This window comes from Neobacillus vireti, assembly GCF_036962465.1.
Taxonomy (GTDB): domain Bacteria; phylum Bacillota; class Bacilli; order Bacillales; family Cytobacillaceae; genus Neobacillus; species Neobacillus vireti_B.
Window position 1 is genome coordinate 1 of the sequence record NZ_JBALNF010000051.1, and the last position, 17648, is coordinate 17648.

The 17648-nt window shown below is 38.3% G+C and carries 18 protein-coding genes; 2 read left to right on the forward strand and 16 right to left on the reverse strand.

Annotated features, from left to right (window positions below; translation table 11 throughout):
- The first annotated feature begins 386 nt into the window (after positions 1-386).
- Positions 387-524: a hypothetical protein gene (locus V7077_RS19765; RefSeq protein ID WP_335505072.1), complete on the forward strand. Its 138-nt coding sequence runs from the start codon at positions 387-389 to the stop codon at positions 522-524.
- A 60-nt stretch (positions 525-584) separates the two neighbouring features.
- On the opposite strand, the gene V7077_RS19770 is transcribed toward V7077_RS19765, so the two are convergent.
- The 6 genes from V7077_RS19770 to V7077_RS19795 form a co-directional block, all read right to left on the reverse strand.
- Positions 585-1355: a class I SAM-dependent methyltransferase gene (locus tag V7077_RS19770; RefSeq protein WP_335505074.1), complete on the reverse strand. Its 771-nt coding sequence runs from the start codon at positions 1353-1355 to the stop codon at positions 585-587.
- Between the two features lie 111 nt (positions 1356-1466).
- The gene (locus V7077_RS19775) at positions 1467-2219 is read right to left on the reverse strand and encodes an exodeoxyribonuclease III (RefSeq protein ID WP_335505206.1); all 753 of its coding nucleotides are present in this window, start codon (positions 2217-2219) and stop codon (positions 1467-1469) included.
- Between the two features lie 161 nt (positions 2220-2380).
- Entirely contained in the window at positions 2381-3166 is a 786-nt protein-coding gene (locus V7077_RS19780) for a divergent polysaccharide deacetylase family protein (RefSeq protein ID WP_335505076.1), read from the reverse strand.
- A gap of 121 nt (positions 3167-3287) precedes the next feature.
- Positions 3288-3728, reverse strand: a complete 441-nt coding sequence (locus tag V7077_RS19785) for a peptidylprolyl isomerase (RefSeq protein ID WP_335505078.1) — start codon at positions 3726-3728, stop codon at positions 3288-3290.
- 224 nt (positions 3729-3952) lie between these two features.
- Entirely contained in the window at positions 3953-4399 is a 447-nt protein-coding gene (locus V7077_RS19790; RefSeq protein WP_335505080.1) for a CBO0543 family protein, read from the reverse strand.
- A complete protein-coding gene (locus V7077_RS19795) occupies positions 4332-5402 on the reverse strand; it encodes a DUF2515 domain-containing protein (protein WP_335505082.1) in 1071 nt (356 codons plus the stop codon). The genes V7077_RS19790 and V7077_RS19795 overlap by 68 nt, the downstream gene beginning before the upstream one ends.
- Before the next feature lie 133 nt (positions 5403-5535).
- Here V7077_RS19795 and V7077_RS19800 point away from each other — a divergent pair, with 133 nt between their 5' ends.
- Positions 5536-7398 carry a terpene cyclase/mutase family protein gene (locus V7077_RS19800; RefSeq protein ID WP_335505084.1) on the forward strand — a complete coding sequence of 621 codons (1863 nt, stop codon included), beginning with the start codon at positions 5536-5538 and terminating at the stop codon, positions 7396-7398.
- Positions 7399-7438: 40 nt separating this feature from the next.
- Here the strand turns inward: V7077_RS19800 and mug are convergent, their stop codons facing one another.
- From mug to V7077_RS19850, 10 genes are all read right to left on the reverse strand, one after another.
- The gene (mug, locus tag V7077_RS19805) at positions 7439-7945 is read right to left on the reverse strand and encodes a G/U mismatch-specific DNA glycosylase (protein WP_420489687.1); all 507 of its coding nucleotides are present in this window, start codon (positions 7943-7945) and stop codon (positions 7439-7441) included.
- Between the two features lie 55 nt (positions 7946-8000).
- Positions 8001-8582: a YitT family protein gene (locus tag V7077_RS19810; protein ID WP_335505085.1), complete on the reverse strand. Its 582-nt coding sequence runs from the start codon at positions 8580-8582 to the stop codon at positions 8001-8003.
- A 118-nt stretch (positions 8583-8700) separates the two neighbouring features.
- Positions 8701-10026 carry a Na+/H+ antiporter NhaC family protein gene (locus V7077_RS19815; RefSeq protein WP_335505087.1) on the reverse strand — a complete coding sequence of 442 codons (1326 nt, stop codon included), beginning with the start codon at positions 10024-10026 and terminating at the stop codon, positions 8701-8703.
- Positions 10027-10169: 143 nt separating this feature from the next.
- Positions 10170-12041, reverse strand: coding sequence for a ribosomal protection-like ABC-F family protein (gene abc-f, locus V7077_RS19820; RefSeq protein ID WP_335505089.1), 1872 nt, complete (start codon positions 12039-12041; stop codon positions 10170-10172).
- A 151-nt stretch (positions 12042-12192) separates the two neighbouring features.
- Complete coding sequence (locus V7077_RS19825) at positions 12193-12327, reverse strand: RAxF-45 family protein (RefSeq protein ID WP_335505091.1); 135 nt, start codon at positions 12325-12327, stop codon at positions 12193-12195.
- Between the two features lie 104 nt (positions 12328-12431).
- A complete protein-coding gene (locus V7077_RS19830) occupies positions 12432-12845 on the reverse strand; it encodes a hypothetical protein (protein ID WP_335505093.1) in 414 nt (137 codons plus the stop codon).
- 25 nt (positions 12846-12870) lie between these two features.
- Positions 12871-13761 (reverse strand): peptidylprolyl isomerase, encoded by an 891-nt coding sequence (locus V7077_RS19835; protein WP_335505095.1) that lies wholly within the window; start codon positions 13759-13761, stop codon positions 12871-12873.
- An 11-nt stretch (positions 13762-13772) separates the two neighbouring features.
- Entirely contained in the window at positions 13773-15260 is a 1488-nt protein-coding gene (locus tag V7077_RS19840; RefSeq protein ID WP_335505097.1) for a S1C family serine protease, read from the reverse strand.
- A 144-nt stretch (positions 15261-15404) separates the two neighbouring features.
- A complete protein-coding gene (locus V7077_RS19845; protein WP_420489688.1) occupies positions 15405-16817 on the reverse strand; it encodes an ATP-binding protein in 1413 nt (470 codons plus the stop codon).
- Positions 16807-17508 (reverse strand): response regulator transcription factor, encoded by a 702-nt coding sequence (locus tag V7077_RS19850; protein WP_335505101.1) that lies wholly within the window; start codon positions 17506-17508, stop codon positions 16807-16809. The genes V7077_RS19845 and V7077_RS19850 overlap by 11 nt, the downstream gene beginning before the upstream one ends.
- Between the last annotated feature and the right edge of the window lie 140 nt (positions 17509-17648).

The following is a 17648-nucleotide window of genomic DNA, read 5'->3' on the forward strand; positions in this document are numbered from 1 at the left end:
CATTTTGTTACGTTGGCTTCATTTCATTTGAAATGAATATTATTGTTTGTTGACGTTTTTGTTTGTTTAGTTTTCAAAGAGCAATCATTATCTACTAATCTATCAATTAGCGACATTTATTATCTTAACATAGCGTTTAAGTTTTGTCAACTTCTAATTGAATGTTGTTCGTTACTTAACTTACAAATCATTTCGTCGAAGCGACATTGATAATAATACTATCTTCATTTAAGATAGTCAACTACCTTTTAAGATTTTCTATAAAAAAAGTTAATCTCTTTATTTAATTCAAAACTAGAAGTGTAAAACCTGGATAATAAATTAGTTTTAAATAACTCTACACTGGTTAAAATATATAATAAATATTTGAGAGGAGTGTTGTAATAGTGAATGTTAGCTCCTATAAAAAAGATGAAGACACTCAACCCGTTGAACAAGAACAAATAGAAAACATAGAAGACATAAAGCTGGATGAAAGAGTACCTGAATTTGACGAAATTGGAACAGCCCTAAACGGGATATGATTTATCATTAAAAAACCCTTTGCCCAAAAGAAACTTCTCTTTTTGCAAAGGGTTCTATTTTTATCTTTTAATTGCTTTTAGAACGATGGCCTCTCCTTGAAACGATACTATTTGACTCTCTTTGATCGTAATTTTAAATTTTTCCTTGATTCTATCAGAAGCATTTATAAAATACTGGGTCAAATTTTTCTTTTCTTCGATAGGTAAGTTCATTCGATTACACCAGGAATCAAAATAAAAGATTTTTTCAAAACGATGCCATTCAACAATTTCGAAGCCAGCAAACTCAAGCATACGAATCCACTCACTCTTCTTCCATGCCCTAAAATGACTGTAGTCCCGCCATTTTTCTATTTTATTATAAAATTGATCGTACTCATCATCTTCCGGAACAACATTATCGTCCAATAAAAATTGCCCGCCTTGTTTTAGAACACGGGATACTTCCTTAGTAAACCTATTAATATCGGGAAAGTGGTGAGGGGCGATCCTGCATGTCACAACATCAAAAGAATTGTTTGAAAAAGGTAAATCTTCAGCATCCCCCTTTACAAACCCAACATTTTGATTCCCATTTGCTTTTACGAATTTATCCGCTGCCAATAACATCTCCTGAGTTAAATCAACTGCGGTTACCCTCTTTACTAGCGGAGCAAATGCGTTAGCCGTATGGCCTCCACCTGTGGCAACATCAAGAAGTTCTTCTATTCCTGTTACTTCAGCCATTCCTAATAACTTTTGCAAATCTTTTCCATCTTTATGAATCGAACTGTTCACGTATGCATCCGCACTTTTTCCAAATTGCTGCTGTACATCCTTTTTGAGATCCATCATTATCCCTCCGAAAAATTCCTTATATACTAACTATAAGGCAGCATCTCGCTAAAGAAAATTACAGGTTTTTAATACACTGTAATAAGAATTTCTTATCGAAAAAGAGCTTTATTTTAGTTCAAGGACGACGGGACAATGATCACTCCCCATTACATTGCAATGTATTTCAGCATTTAAAAGACAATCTTTCATGGAATCTGACACGATAAAGTAGTCTATACGCCAGCCAATATTTCTTTCGCGTACCTTGTTCATATAAGACCACCATGTATAAGCTCCTTCCTGTTGTGGATAGAAATAACGGAAGCTGTCTACAAAACCAGAGCCAAGCAAGGTTGTCATTTTCCCTCGTTCTTCATCCGTAAAGCCCGAGTTTCCGATATTGGATTTTGGATTGCGAAGATCAATCTCCTGATGGGCGACATTTAAATCTCCGCAGAGTACAACTGGTTTTATTTTATCTAACTCCTTCAAATGGTGGAGGATACGATCTTCCCATTCCAAGCGGTAACCAATTCTTGCTAGATCTCTTTGTGAATTCGGGACATAAACATTAACCAAGAAAAAATCGTCAAATTCAAGAGTGAGAATTCGTCCCTCTTCTTCCTCTTCTTCTATTCCTACTCCATATTTAACCGACAGCGGTTTTACCTTTGTAAATACAGCTGTACCGGAATAACCCTTTTTGACAGCGTAATTCCAATATTGATAATATCCATCTAATTCGAGACTGATTTGACCTTCTTGCAATTTCGTTTCCTGAACGCAGAAAATATCCGCCTTTACTTCCTGAAAATAATCTAAAAACCCTTTTTTCACGCAAGCCCTAAGGCCATTCACATTCCAAGATACTAACTTCATTTTGTCCATTCCCTCTCCCTAAATGATTCTATTTTATTAACAAATGATTTGTTTATTTATTAAGTCAGGTGCCATTTTACCAGTTTAGCTCGTATAGGAAAAGAATTCTGAATCACCATTGGTTTCCATCTATCAAAAAAAGACAGCTATCGCTGCCTTTTTCATGGTACAAATTGTTTTTTTGTCAGTTCACCCGCAAATAGTTCTGATACGGGCACTATTTTTATATTCCTCTTTTTAAATTCATCGATAGCTTGAAAGACACCAATGGAACATACTTTCCCTGTCACACCTACATGTCCAATTGCTATCCCATTGCCTTTTACCTCTGTTACCTTTGCCAGTCTGACCATTTGTTTTCGAACATAAGAAGATGAAGAGATATCATCGAGAAATACATCTCGTTTTAAAAGTGGAACCCCTAGTTCCTTTGCAATCTCTGGAAATTTTGTGCCTGGACTTGTCCCGCTGTCGATGATAAATAAGTTTTTTTCCTTAGCTACTTCTACAATTATCCGAACAATTTCCTCGTTTTCAACCGCTAGCGAACCCATATGATTATTCAGACCTACCGCATAAGGGACACTTTTTATGGCTTCCTCTACGCGCTTTCTTACTTCTTGTTTCGAAAGGTCAACCGTAATGGGTTTTGGACCTAACCATGATCTTTTGCCTCTCTTAGGTTCCATTGGCAAATGAACCATAACCTCAAAACCGTTTTTGTGTGCCCACTCTGCATGCGCCCTAGAATTTTCCGTAAACGGCATCACGGCAGCGGTAATGGGAATGTCACCTTCTAAGAAGTCACGTACACCACCGGTCCCCCCGCCAAAATCATCAATAATAATTGCTGCTTTTAGTTCTTTTGCTTCCTTTTTATTTTCGGCCGCATTCGTATGAAAAGGGAATAACAAGAATGGGATAAGCACCAGCATTAACTTTTTCATAAAGCCCCTCCAATTGATTGCTTTAAAGTTAATGTGCCCGTTTTTATTTCTCTTTACTAATTGCTAATGACTTTTTCTATTGCATAAAAAAAAGGGAGCGAATCCGCTCCCTTTGTCTTACCTATTCTTCATCATAAACCTTAACTTCAACCATTTTATCGCCATTTCTCATTTTTCGAGCTGTCTCTAAACCAGATGTTACTTGTCCAAAAACAGTGTGAACACCGTTTAAATGTGGCTGTGATTCATGAACGATAAAGAATTGGCTTCCACCTGTGTTTCTTCCTGCATGCGCCATTGATAAGGAACCTGGAACATGTTTATGTGGATTTCCTTCTGTTTCACAGTTGATGGTGTAGCCAGGTCCACCCATCCCTGTTCCCGTTGGATCCCCTCCCTGTGATACGAAACCAGGGATGACTCGGTGAAAAATAACTCCATCATAAAAGCCTTCATTTGCTAATTTTTCAAAGTTCGCAACCGTTCCAGGTGCTTCATTTGGAAACAAATCAAATTCAATTTTTTCGCCATTTTCCATCAATATGTATCCTTTTTTAGCCATAAAAAACACTCCTTTATGTAAAAATCATTATAATCATACACTTTTCTATCGAGAAAAGAAAGTTTTGCCAACTAATATTTTCACTATATCTGTGGTATTATAAGAGTACCCCCTCCGAACATTCGCTTGTTGCGGGACACTTAACCACTGTACGGACGGAGGGGGTTGGTGCCGCAATGACGGCATCACGAAAGCCGAGACTGCGGTCTCGGCTTTTTGTATTTTTATCGAACTCGTTTTACCATCCACTCATGAAATAACCAAACTATCGTAAGAAATAGCAAATAACCAAGAAATGAATATAGGTGTTTCCAATCAACTGAGTGAGTAAACAAACCCAATAATTCCGCTAATTTTTCAAGAACAGGCATTAGCAAGCTCACAAACAGGATAACCCCTGCTTTCCCCCAGTTTGTTAACTGGGAAATACTTCTTAAAAGAATCAATGTCATGATAGGCAGTACCAATAACGTAAGCGCAATATTAATTGAAAAAATTTCTGCGAATGGCCTTAAAGGATATTGATAAAAGTGCTTTCCAACAAAATATAAATCTAAATAGGTCCCCAGCAAAGAGGCAAGCACCATACTGCCCCATTCATATTTAGAAGGTAATCGCTTTTTTGGCAAGAGCTGCAAGTTCGAGTCGTTCGAGTGTTTTGCAATATTCATCCTTAATCTCCCCGTCAATAAATTCATCATCTTCCATTAGGTAATCAACAATCCGCCAATCTGAAAACCAATCCCCTTGTTCTGCTTCTTTATGAATTTCATTTTTCCAAGCATTCTCAAGCGTAGGGCTATAGATTCTTTTTGCCCCTGGCCTTAACTGGCAGGATTCTAAGTGAAGATGATATGGTAATCCCGGCGTACCTTCATTCACACTATTAAAAATATCTGGCCAATAATCCTTTCTAGAGCCCGTATGGGGATGGCTTTTTGTCCATTCTACAGACATTTGGTGAATTTCTTTATTTTTAAAAAGTAGCTGATACAATCGCTTTCCAAGTAAAATTCTCTCATGTAATGACTCAAATTGATGCACGGTTAGTCCCACCAGCATCTTGTTCCCATATGGAAACAGAATATGATTAAACGATAACCAATCTTGAAGCAAAAATTCAAATTTATTTAAGACATCTTTTTGGTATTGCGGATTTTGAACTACTCTTTTTTCAAGGTAATTTTGTTCATTAATTACAAGAGCCATTGTTAGGATATAGGTATCATTTGTTTGCCAATAATGATTCCAAATCGTTCCCATAAAAGTGGAGATATTTAAGTGAGCAAATAAGTGAAACAGGGGCTTCTTTTTTCTCAGGCTTTCTTCATAGAGCAAAAACTGCGGATAAACGTCTTGAAAAATCAGCCAATTACCCCGCTCTAAAAATTGAAAGAATAATTGACGATCCTTTCTTGCCAATAATCGATTCAGAAATTCCCCTTTTAAATCAGTCATATTCCAGCCGCCATTCCGCGAAACCATATGACCTAGAAAAGCCCAGTGAATATCCGGATAACGGAGATAAAATTCAAGGTAAGCTTTAGTCCTGGTGACATTATTCAAATTCATATCTTTCGTTTTTTGCCTTATTTTTTCTAAAAGGCTTTCTTCATACTTGGTGATTGAAGAAAAAGGCACGCTCGTTTTACTTTTTTTCTTTAATTCTTCCATTATTTTTTCAAGCGGAGGTCTCTCTCGATTTCTGATAAAAAAAATAGTCCATTCCCTCCCTTACGAATTCTCCTGCATAGATGAGAATATGTATAGATAGATGAGAAATTTTGGGAGAGGAATGTGAGGTACGATGACTGATACAAAGAAAGGCATGGATTGGATTATTGAGATGCTTCGTAAAGACCAATCTCCCAACGGCTCTTGGGACTATCCATTTGAAACGGGTATATCCACAGATGCTTATATGATCATTTTATTACGAACATTGGAATTACATGATGAAGAATTAATTCAAGGGCTTACAAAAAGAATTATCAGCAAACAGGAGGAAAATGGGGCCTGGAAGCTCTTTTATGATGAGGGTGCCGGCAACTTAACAGCAACCGTGGAAGCCTATTATAGTTTGTTGTATTCAGGATACTATCCAAAAAATGACAAACGCTTAGTAGCGGCAAAACGTTTCATTCTTGCTAACGGAGGCTTAGAACAAGCAGGTATGTTTACTAAAGTTATGCTTGCGTTAACCGGCCAATACACCTGGCCTTCCTATTCTCCTCTGCCAATTGAACTAATTCTCCTGCCGCTTCATTTCCCAATTAACTTTTATTCGTTTTCCGTGTTCGGCAGGGCTAATTTAACCCCGATCATGATTTTGGCAGATAACCAGTTTACGATTAAAACAGACAAGAGTCCTGACCTTTCTGACCTACACTTAAACAGAGACGCAGAAAATCATTGGGACCGTTCGGATGACTATCGCTCCTTGTATTCCTATATTAGTGACGGAGTAGAAAGTTTACTTGGATTACCAAAACAGCTGCATCAACTTGCGATAGAACGAGCTAAAAAGTATATGCTAGATCATCTTGAACCAGATGGTACCTTTTACAGCTATTACAGCTCGACTTTTTTAATGATTTTTGCATTATTATCATTAGGTTATAAAAAAACAGATCCCGTACTTACCAAAGCGATAGAGGGTATAACATCGATGAAGTGTGAAATAGACGGGCTGCCCCACATGCAATATACCACTGCAAATTTGTGGAATACTTCATTAATTGGCTTTTGTTTACAAGCAGCAGGAGTTTCACCAGAGGATCCCATGGTAAAACAGGCCAATCAATATTTACTCGAGCGGCAGCATCGTCAATTTGGCGATTGGGTGATTCATAATCCTAAGACAATGCCAGGCGGGTGGGGCTTTTCTGATATCAATACGATTAACCCGGATGTCGATGATACAACCGCCTCACTTCGCTCCATTTCTCGAGTTATTCCGCCTGAATCTCAGGCTTGGGATCGAGGCATTACTTGGATATTATCTATGCAGAATGATGATGGCGGCTGGGCAGCATTTGAGAGAAATATAGATTCAAAGCTGCTGCAATTTCTGCCAATTGAAAAAGCAGAATTTATTCTTGCCGACCCGTCAAGTGCTGATTTAACCGGGAGAACCCTGGAATTTTTGGGTCATTACACTAATTTATCACAGGATCATACAGCAACAAAGAAAGGAATTCATTGGCTATTGAGGAATCAGGAAAGAGATGGTTCCTGGTATGGAAGATGGGGAATTTGCTATCTCTATGGTACTTGGGCTGCGATTACAGGCCTTATGGCAGTTGGTACTTCTCCTCGTAACGCATCAATAGAAAAAGCGGTTAAATGGATCCTTGAAAAACAGAATAATGATGGGGGCTGGGGAGAGTCTTGTCATAGTGACAGTAAAAAAACGTATGTCTCGTTACCCTCAAGCACATTAACGCATACCTCCTGGGCTCTTGATGCCCTGATTTCCGTGGCCGATAAACCGACAGCCGCAATCAAAAAAGGAATGACTTATTTACTTCATTCACTAGAAAAAGTGGATTGGACGACACAGTATCCCAAAGGGCAAGGAATGGCAGGTGCGTTTTATGTTCATTATCACAGCTACCGATACGTCTTTCCACTTGCTGTTTTAGCTCATTATCATAAAAAATTCGAATAACCACTACATCACATCGACGGTATCCACATCCGTCGATGTTTTATTTTATTTCAGGCAGTAGGCGCCGGTAAATGTCTACAATTTCAGCCATTTTCATTCTGACTAAACCGCTCGACGACGGAGCCACAAAATCAATAACTCCCGGGACAACCGGCTCCATTTGTTTTCCCCATGGAGCAGACTTTCGTCCACTATATTCCTGGTAGACACCTTTCCCAACAAAACAAACCACCTTCGGCCGATATCGGACAATTTTTTGTTTCAAAATCTCTTTTCCCTTTTGATATTCTTCTCTTGTAATCTCATCAGCCGCCTTGGTTGGCCGCTCCACAATATTGGTAAAACCATAACCAGATTCTAAAAGCTTTGCATCCTCTTCAGGCTCATATTTTCTAGGTGTTAACCCTGCTTCAAATAAAATTTTCCAAAACCGGTTGTTTGGGTTAGCGTAATGATGGCCGCATTCACTCGAGCGGATACTTGGATTAAAACCAACAAATAAAATCTTTAAATCCTCTGCTAAATGATCATCTACTAGTTTCACCATACTCCCCCTCGACACATTTTCTTTTTATTCTATTATACCCATTTTTAGTTTGTTTTCAGTTTACGTGCTTAATCCGACTGTAGGAGGTAATAATCGTCGCTAGCAACCCAATGATGGAGATGATTAATAAGGAATATAAAAGCCTCACGTCCTGCAAGAGAAAAAGACCTGTTAAAATAATCATTGCATCGAGGATAACCATAATAACCCCGACATTCACCCTTGTCCATTTTGCGAGTAGAAGGGCGAGTAAATCCATGCCGCCTGGACTGATATGATTACGCAGCATCACCCCTACTCCTACTCCAATCATAATCGAACCGATGATTACACTGCTGATAATTGGCAGAGTAATCATTCCATTTAACGGAAGTAATAATTCTATCAAACAACCTGAAAAAATCGCCCCAAACAACCCATTATAGAAATATATAGGATCTTTTTTTAAAGCAAATAGATAAATAGGAATATTCAGGAGGATAAACATAACCCCAACTTTAAATCCCCAAACATAATTTAACAGCAAGCTGATGCCAAATATTCCACCATTTATTAGATGGAACGGCAGAATAAACATATTGATTCCCACACTGATCATCGTGCTCCCAAATCCGATTACCGTTATTTTTCTCAGCATCCCATCATTCCTTGTCCAAATACTTTATTATCACTTATATGATAAAAAAACGGACTTCATTCAACTAGATATTTAGTAATTCGAAAAAGAAAAAACAGAGCCAAGATAGACTCTGTTTTTATGCTGTTGCAGTAGGTTGTTTTTTTGATTTGTATAATACCCTCCCAAACGATAACAATATCGTAATGATCGGTAATACCCATAAAAATAATGCATACGGCAAATATTCTAGCAATGGAATTCCTAAGATTGTGCTGCACATGATTGTAAGAACACTCCATGGAACTATACCAGGAAATAGCATAGTCGAATCTCCCATCACTCTTGCTAACTCTTCCTTTCCATAATAATGAGACCAATGCGGAAGAAACGATCTCCCTGTTAAAATAATCGGCAGGGTCTGATTGGCAGCGATCAGTGTAATGATTAGTGTTGAAAAAATCGTTTTAAAGGTATCTATAAGCAAATTGTGTGACGATTCCAACCATTTGTCTAAATAGGGCTGAATAACATTCATTTCTTCCAAAAGACCATTATAGGCGCCCGCCAGAGCTAAAAACAGCAGCAATTGATACATATGAATAAAACCGCCGCCAAGACCATCAATACCATGCCAAAGAGCACCAGCTAGCTTTGACCATGTAGCCCCGTTGACAAAAGAAATGACAACTGCTGATAGAATACTAGATAAAAATGCATAAATGATACTCAACCTAAAAAGGACAAACAGGATTAGAATAAGAGGAGGAATAAACTTTACCAATGACAGCTTATTCCAGATCAAATAACTGCTTGGTAAGGATGCCTTGCTGGCAAAACTTATATCCACAACACCATAAAAGCATAGACAAACTAGAATCGCAGTAATGGTGGTAATAAACATTGCTTTCCACTGCCTTTTTACAGGTACCTCGACCGTGTGGGACAGTAATTGATGTGCGCTGGAGAACGGTGATGTCCGGTCTCCCACAAAAGCTCCGGAAACTAATGCTCCGGCTACAATGGTAATAGGGAGATGAAGTACCGCCGCGGTCCCTAAAATCGGAACCCCAATCGCACTTAGTGTCCCGATCGTTGTACCAAGCAGCATGGAGAAAATCATGCTAATAAAAAATGATAAAATAAAAAAATGGTGTGGATTAATAAGATCCAGGGCTATCTGAACCATTTGCTCTATCGTTCCCGCTAAGTACCAGGAAGGGAGCAAAAAGCTGACTAACAATAAAATAATGATTACAATTCTTGTTTTATGAACACCTAGCAAACTAATTTTTATTGATATTCTAATTGGAAATTTACATTTTAAGGAAAGAAAATATAAAACCAAATATCCTGGGAGAAAACCTATAACCAGCGGCTGGTGATAGATAACAGACCAGATCACCCCGACTATGGTAATAAGTAAAAGAAACAGGACCTGCTTAAAAGAAAACTTTACCATCATCAAAACCACCTTCAGAAGTAAGAACACTCCTCATTATAAGGAAAACTTCGTACTTCGAAAAGACTCTCAAAAAAAAAGAGAGCCGTACAGTTTACCATTCAAAAAACCTCCTCAGAAATTTCCTGAGGAGGTTGGTTTGCTTCTTACACTACCTCATCCAATAGTGCATAAAGCTGGTCGCGCTCACTTTCCCTTACTTCAATCTCCAGGAATATTTTCTGCAGCAATTCCAGCTCACTTTCCTTTTCAAGCCTTTTTTTTAGGTAAGAAATATCACTTTCAATCTGTTCAATTTTTCCCTCAATTTCTTCTGTTTTTGTCTTCTCTGCCTTTGTTGCTTTTGGCGGGATGGTTTTATCGACGACTACCTTAGAAACGATTGGGTTGCTTACACTCTGTGCCAACTTCCCTTTTGCCCAATCATAATTACCGTCGAAATGGTGGAGACGGCCATTTTGGAGCCAATAGGTTTTAGTAAATAGTTTATTTAAAAAGTATCTATCATGGGATACAGCTAAAATCGTCCCATTAAACTGTTCCAGCGCTTCCTCCAGGACTTCGCATGAATCAATATCCAGATGGTTTGTCGGTTCATCCAAGATGAGCAAATTAATGTCTTGATACATCAATTGTGCCAGCCGCAAACGCATCCGCTCGCCCCCACTCAACTGATTCACCTTACGAAACACAGCTGGACCGTAAAATAAAAACTTGGCTAAAATATGGCGGGCTTCTCCTTCATTCACGACTACCTCAGAGCGAAATACATCGATAACTTGTTCATCGGCAAAATCCTGAAAGACATGCTGAGATAAATAACCCATTTTTACATTACTTCCAACCTTAATGGTCCCTCTATCCGTTTCGACTTCCTTTAGAATCATTTTCAACAGAGTGGATTTTCCTGTTCCGTTATCACCGACGATGGCGGCTCTTTCCTTAAATTGGACCAGCATATTCACTTCATTAAACAAATTCCGAGTACCAAAGCTCTTTGAAACACCCTCAAGAACGATAACATCTTTCCCACTCCGATCTCCCGCATCAAAATCAATCGCCATTTTTTTGACGTCAATCTTGGGACGTTCTAGTTTTTCAATACGGTCAAGGGCGCGCTGCATATTGGTGGCTCGCTTATGAAGCGCCGCACTTGGCGGATTAGACCGGTTCGCCCAATCACGAAGACGCTTGATGGCTTCTTTCATCTTTTTAATTTTCCGCTGCTGCTCCTGATATTCTTGAAATTCCCGCAACAACTTCTCTTCTTTTTCTTTCACATATCCACTAAAATTCGTATGAAATAACTGGATTTCACCTTCTTCCATTTCCAGAACTTTAGTTACTACCTCATCTAAAAAATAACGGTCATGAGAGATCAGAATAATCGTCCCTTTATAGTCGTTCAGATAGGAGCCCAGCCATTCGATTGCTTCTAGGTCAAGATGATTAGTCGGTTCATCGAGAAGCAATAGATCAGGATTCCTCAGCAAGCTAAGCCCGAGGCCTACCTTGGTCTTCTCCCCGCCACTTAAGGCCGTAAAAGTATGTTCCAGCAGATGGGTAATATTTAATCCACTAGCAATCCTGTCTAATTGAGCTTCCATTTCATACCCGCCATTTAAAATAAACTCATCCTGAAGGATACCAAACTGGTCTATGAGTCTCTGTAAGTCAACAGGTGTGAGCTCTTGAGCCATTTCATGCTCCATTTCCTGAAGCCTAAATTCCGTTTGGGTTAATTGTTCAAAGGCGGTTTTAAGAACTTCCCTTACCGTTAAACTTTTATAATCAGGGATTTGAGCTAAGTAGCCAATGTTCAATCCCTTTTTCCAGTGAATAATCCCCTCATCAACCGGTTCCTGATTTGCAATCAGCTTGATTAATGTCGTTTTCCCGCCGCCATTCCGGCCGACTAAGCCAATCCGGCTCCCTTCGTGTACTTCAAAGGATAAGTCTTTGAATATCGTATTGCCTCCGTACGATTTTGATATATGATTTACACTACAAATAATCATGTTCATTCTCCTTAAAAAAATAAAATGAACATCTCTATTACGCAAAATAAGCCACGGGCATCTTTTTCCCGCAGCATTACAACGGCATGAAAAAAGAGAGCACACGAAGCACCCTCTTCTACATACCTACTTTAATGGGCAAAGAGATGTGTTATCGTTCTAATTTCTGTATGCAGTTTCGAAAAAAGGGCAGACTTCCCCCTTGGAAAACTACTTCATGAAAAATTGCACGATAAATAGTTAGTGCTTTAAGCCACTCTAGACGTGCAATAATAGAACGTTTCATCTCTTCCCCACCTCCGTTTCCATCCAAGTTACTCCCATTGTAAAATGTTCAAGAAGCATTTGCAAGCCCAAATTATCAGACTTATCCGAAGGTTTAAAATCACCTCAGTGAAGGTATTTCTTTCTTGAGCTAAACCTTCTGCGGTATACAAATTTACGCAAATCATCATCCTTCAAATGATTATCATAAATTAAAAATAATAGGGACTGTAACTCTGGATAACGCTCCATGACGAAAAGGGCGAACTCCTTTCGTCCGCCCTTCATTTTTAATTTAAACTCTTCCTGTTTGACAATTTCTTTCAACTGCTTCTCATAATAAGCTTTTGTATCTTCCCATTTTTCCTTACGAATTTCTAACGTATCACGGGCATACTCAGGTAATTTGTCGATAACTTGGTCAATATAGCCTTCTGACCACATGATCATCTTATCCTTCTCAGGTAATTCAAAGACCATATTCAAAAGTTCAATGTCATCTCCTGTACTGCTGGCTGCATGTTTCCCTACCCGATTCACTTTTGTCCACCCCTTGGTTGTTGGGTTATGCTTCTTTACTCAATGTATTTTCAATATCATAACTCTTCTTCTTGCTGTCTATCCATGTTTGATATTGAGAATCGACTTTTTGATCAAATAATGTTTCTTTTATTTGGGCCTTGCTGTCCTCATAGTTTGCTGCTTGTGCTGCCTTTTTAGCCTCCACTTTAATAATGTGGTACCCGTATTGTGTCTTTACAGGGTTACTGATGGTATTTACCGGCAAGGAAAAAGCGACATTATCAAACTCTGTTACCATCGTTCCTTTTGCGAAGTAACCAAGTTCTCCGCCATTGGCTTTTGATCCATCATCAGTCGAGTATTTTTTTGCTAATGCTGCAAAGTCTTCTCCATTATCCAATTTTTTCTTTATTTCCTTTGCTGTTTTCTCATCTGCAACAAGAATATGGCTCGCTTTTACTTGCTCTGCTGTCGCAAATGAATCTTTGTTTTCTTCAAAATAAGTTTTCATTTCCTCATCAGTAATTTTAATATCTGGTTCCATTAGTTTCTTTAAGATGAGGTAATTTTTTAAATCGTTTTTAACAACAGAAAGAGTGGTATTATTGCTCTCAAGCGCTTGATTAAAGGCGTCGTCTCCACCATATTGTTCTTTTAAATTATCAATTTCCTTATTGACAGCACTATTTGAAACTGTAACTTTCTGTTTAGCTGCCTCTGCTGCAACAATTTTATCACTAATGATTTGATCAACAGTGGCCAAACCATACTGTTGGACCATCTTATCATACAGTTCATCCTTGCTAATGGATTCACCATTAAACTTTGCCACCGTATCATCCTTGGTTATGGTAAAGGTTAGATAGACACCTGCAGCAACGATGAACGCCAAAATAAGCGTGGTCATTCGTTTATTTTTCTTAATCCATGTCATTACTTTGCCCGTCATCCTTCCGACTGTGCTGTTAGTTTTGCCGTTAATGTGATCAATTTTCCATCGCGATACACTTCAAACTTAATCGTGTCACCTGTTTTTACTTTTGAATATAAATATTTCCTTAGTTCTGATGAATTTGCAATCTGAGTTCCATTCATGGATACTATGATATCCTTTGGCTGGAAGCCTGCTTTCCCTGCTGCAGAATTATTGTCAATATTCATGACCAAAACACCTTTTGTAACATTCTGTGGCAAGTTTTGGTAGTACATCTGAGGCACTTGGTCTAAATCAGCTAGGCCGACACCTAAATAGGGACGAGCAATTTTACCGTTCTTAATTAGTTGGTTTACAATAGGAATAAAATCATTACTTGGGATTGCGAAACCTAATCCTTCCACCCCGGTTTCGGAGATTTTCAAGCTGTTAATTCCAATCACTTGACCTTGAGTATTGATTAGCGCACCGCCGCTGTTCCCAGGATTAATCGCGGCATCTGTTTGAATAACATTTGTATCCCAATTACCTGCAGAAGTTGATACGGAAATCGAACGGTTTGTAGCACTAACGATACCTTGGGTTACGGTTCTAGATAAATCAATTCCAAGTGGATTCCCAATTGCATAAACCGTGTCTCCGGGTCTTAATTTGGTTGAGTCCCCAAAGTTTGCCGTAGTAGTAACATATTTAGCATCAATTTTTAAGACAGCTAAATCTGTTAACGCATCAGTTCCCACTACTTCAGCAGTTGTCTTTTGGCCGTCATAGAGTGAAATTTCAAGTTTAGAAGCCCCTTCAACCACATGATTATTGGTCACAATATAGGCGATATTATTATTCTTTTGAAAAATCACCCCTGAGCCGGAGCCGGTTTCAACACTTTGTGATGAGTTTGGATTTGAGTAAGAATTTGAACTTGAATCGGAATTGCCCCAAAAATCAGTTATTTGCTGTTGCTGCTGCTGCTGATAATTGACAATACCAACGATCGCTTTGGACAGCTTCTCTACAGTATCAGCAACAGAATTTGTCGATACGGCTGTTGGCTGCGCCGTTACGGGTTTAACATTATTACTACTCGTAGTGCTGCTAACCTCTTGATCTTGGCCATTTTGATTAAAGTTTTGCAAATAATCAGTATGTGGTAAAACAGCTAAGGTTAGAACTGAACCAATAACACCCGCTGCAATCGTCGAAACAAATCCTTTTGCCTTACGCTTTTTCGTTTCCGGCTGAAGATTGGAACGGGTTTGTTTTGCTACAGGAGGTTCAGCCATCTCTTCTGCTATTCTACTCTCCCTAAGGTCTTCATCGTCTCTTGTCTTATTCGGCTCTACTGAGAAAGTCGCATCTACAGCATTCACGCTATTCTCTGAATGGCTTTCGTCCTTCATTTTTTCAAGGGAAGGTTCTTGTGGATTTGTATGATTGTTCATCTCAGATGAGCTTGACTGATAGGTTTCGAATTCATTTTCATTATTTTTTTTGAAGTCCATTATCATCGATCTCCTTTACTTAATTACTTACCTTGTCTATACTTTAACTCACAAATCTTAACAAATTATTAACAAACTTTAACGAGTTTAAGAAAAATCAATTAAAAACATCAAAAAGCTGCGGACCAGTCCACAGCTTTTTGATTATTGATTTTTTAAACGGATCGTAAATTTCGTTCCTTTTCCTTTTTCACTCATAACATCTATTTCACCGTTATGAAGCAGTACTAGTTGTTTCACAATCGAAAGACCTAATCCAAATTCTCCATATGGCGTACTGGTTCTTGAAATATCTGCTTTATAAAAACGACGCCAGATGTTTTCAACTTCTTTGGAATCAATCCCAATTCCCGTATCTTCTACTTCAATAATTGTGGTATGTGCTTCTTTTCTTCCACGCAGCCAAATCGTCCCGCCAGTGGTAAATTGAATACTATTTTTTGTGATATTGATTAATATTTGAATAAGCCTGTCATAATCAGCGAGTACTATTATCTCAGGTTCCGCCTCAACGATAATGCGGTTGTTCTTCTCTTCCGCTAACATACTCAATTGATCTTGAATAATTTCCAGCGCTTCTAATAATTGAATTTCCTCTTTGAATAATTTAATTTGATTAGACCGTATTTTTTCAAAATCCAGGTTTTCGTTGACAAGACGAATCAGCCTTTTCGCCTCTTGACTCACTAAATTAATTCCCCGCTCCTTATCTTCTTCAGGAATCATATCATTTTTAAGGCCTTCAATTACACCGCTAATCGTTGTTAATGGTGTGCGCATTTCATGGGATACATCCGCCATGAATTGTCGCCTTCGATTTTCAAGACTTTCGATTTCAAGCATCGATTCATTAATTTTATTCACCATATGGTTAAAATCATTAGCTAATTCACCAATTTCATCAAAATTTGACGAATTAACTTTAACATGATAATTCCCTTCAGATACTTGTGATGTAGCCTCACGAAGACGCTTAATACGATGAACATGAATTCTAGATAAGAACATACTCTGTAAAAAAGAGACACCAAAAGCAATGAATATAGTATAAAGTAAATATTTATTTAGCTGCTGAATCATCTTACTGGAACCGCTGATAGGCGACGTTAACAAGACTCCGCCGAAGAATCTTTGGTTTTCTATAAATGGAAGTACAACAAAGGTGACTCCTTCTTGCCCAAATCGTTTGAAGTCGCTTTGAACAATTAATGTCTTCCCTTTCGTTACTTGATCCCATTCCTTTTGTGATAAATTTTTAATGGCGGGACCATGTTTATTCACTAAATAGAGGTGACCATCCTGATCAAACATACTAAAACTCATCTTCCTCGCTGCCAATACATTGCTGTATTGATTAAGCACATCATCTGAGTCTATAGGTGCAGCATCTTTTAAATCGGAAAGAATTGCCTTGCCATATGAAATCAATTCTTCCGATTTCGTTTCATATATCAGGTTTTCGACATAATGAGCAAATAATATACTTAACAATAAAAACGCAACGATAATAATACTAATATGACTAAAAAACTGCTGATAAAAATATTTAAACTTCATCTGCTTTAACTGCATCATCGAATTTATATCCTACTCCCCAAACAGTATGGAAGAAAGGCTGTAACGTAGTTTCCACTTTTTTGCGCAGACGTTTAATATGAACGTCTACTGTACGTTCGTCTCCGTAGAACTGATATCCCCATACACGTTCTAGTAATTGTTCACGGGAAAAGACTTGACGAGGGTGCTCCACCATATAAGAGAGTAAATCAAACTCTTTCGGTGTTAAATTTGTCACCTGTGTTTCGTCTACAAATACTTCTCTCGTTATTTTATTCACCTTAAAATGATCTGTCTTTATGAAATTGTCTTGCTCCTTATGCTCCTGATTCTGAACTCTGCGTGTTACTGCTTTAATTCTGGCCATCAAGGTTAGCGGACTGAACGGCTTGGTGACATAATCATCGGCACCCATTTCCAGACCCAGTACCTGGTCAGATTCACTATCCTTCGCAGTTAACATAATAATCGGAATAGTAGACTTCTCTTCGCGGATTTTCCTACAGATGGTAACCCCATCCATACCTGGAAGCATCCAATCGATAATCAGGGCGTCCCATGTTCCGTTCTTAAAGCGATTGTACCCTTCTAATCCATCGTTAACAAACTCGCCATCAATTCCCTCCTTTGCAAAAAACATCTCGATCATGGAGCAGACACTTTTATTATCTTCAATCACTAATAATTTCACAGTTACTCATCCCCTAGCAATAAAACTCTTTTTTCTTAGTTTATACGAAAATTTTTGCATATCCAACCTCCTGCCCAATAATTACATTTTAATTAAGAGTTTGTTCATAGTTTATTAATAATTTAGTTTTTCCAACGAAA

Coding starts and splice junctions, on each gene's coding strand:
- V7077_RS19795 (WP_335505082.1), bottom strand. CDS start 5,402: ATGGAAGAATTAAAGAAAAAAAGTAAAACGAGCGTGCCTTTTTCTTCA.
- V7077_RS19825 (WP_335505091.1), bottom strand. CDS start 12,327: ATGAAACGTTCTATTATTGCACGTCTAGAGTGGCTTAAAGCACTAACT.
- mug (WP_420489687.1), bottom strand. CDS start 7,945: ATGGTGAAACTAGTAGATGATCATTTAGCAGAGGATTTAAAGATTTTA.
- V7077_RS19835 (WP_335505095.1), bottom strand. CDS start 13,761: ATGACATGGATTAAGAAAAATAAACGAATGACCACGCTTATTTTGGCG.
- abc-f (WP_335505089.1), bottom strand. CDS start 12,041: ATGATTATTTGTAGTGTAAATCATATATCAAAATCGTACGGAGGCAAT.
- V7077_RS19810 (WP_335505085.1), bottom strand. CDS start 8,582: ATGCTGAGAAAAATAACGGTAATCGGATTTGGGAGCACGATGATCAGT.
- V7077_RS19785 (WP_335505078.1), bottom strand. CDS start 3,728: ATGGCTAAAAAAGGATACATATTGATGGAAAATGGCGAAAAAATTGAA.
- V7077_RS19790 (WP_335505080.1), bottom strand. CDS start 4,399: ATGAATATTGCAAAACACTCGAACGACTCGAACTTGCAGCTCTTGCCA.
- V7077_RS19840 (WP_335505097.1), bottom strand. CDS start 15,260: ATGGACTTCAAAAAAAATAATGAAAATGAATTCGAAACCTATCAGTCA.
- V7077_RS19770 (WP_335505074.1), bottom strand. CDS start 1,355: ATGGATCTCAAAAAGGATGTACAGCAGCAATTTGGAAAAAGTGCGGAT.
- V7077_RS19780 (WP_335505076.1), bottom strand. CDS start 3,166: ATGAAAAAGTTAATGCTGGTGCTTATCCCATTCTTGTTATTCCCTTTT.
- V7077_RS19800 (WP_335505084.1), top strand. CDS start 5,536: ATGACTGATACAAAGAAAGGCATGGATTGGATTATTGAGATGCTTCGT.
- V7077_RS19845 (WP_420489688.1), bottom strand. CDS start 16,817: ATGAAGTTTAAATATTTTTATCAGCAGTTTTTTAGTCATATTAGTATT.
- V7077_RS19815 (WP_335505087.1), bottom strand. CDS start 10,026: ATGATGGTAAAGTTTTCTTTTAAGCAGGTCCTGTTTCTTTTACTTATT.
- V7077_RS19775 (WP_335505206.1), bottom strand. CDS start 2,219: ATGAAGTTAGTATCTTGGAATGTGAATGGCCTTAGGGCTTGCGTGAAA.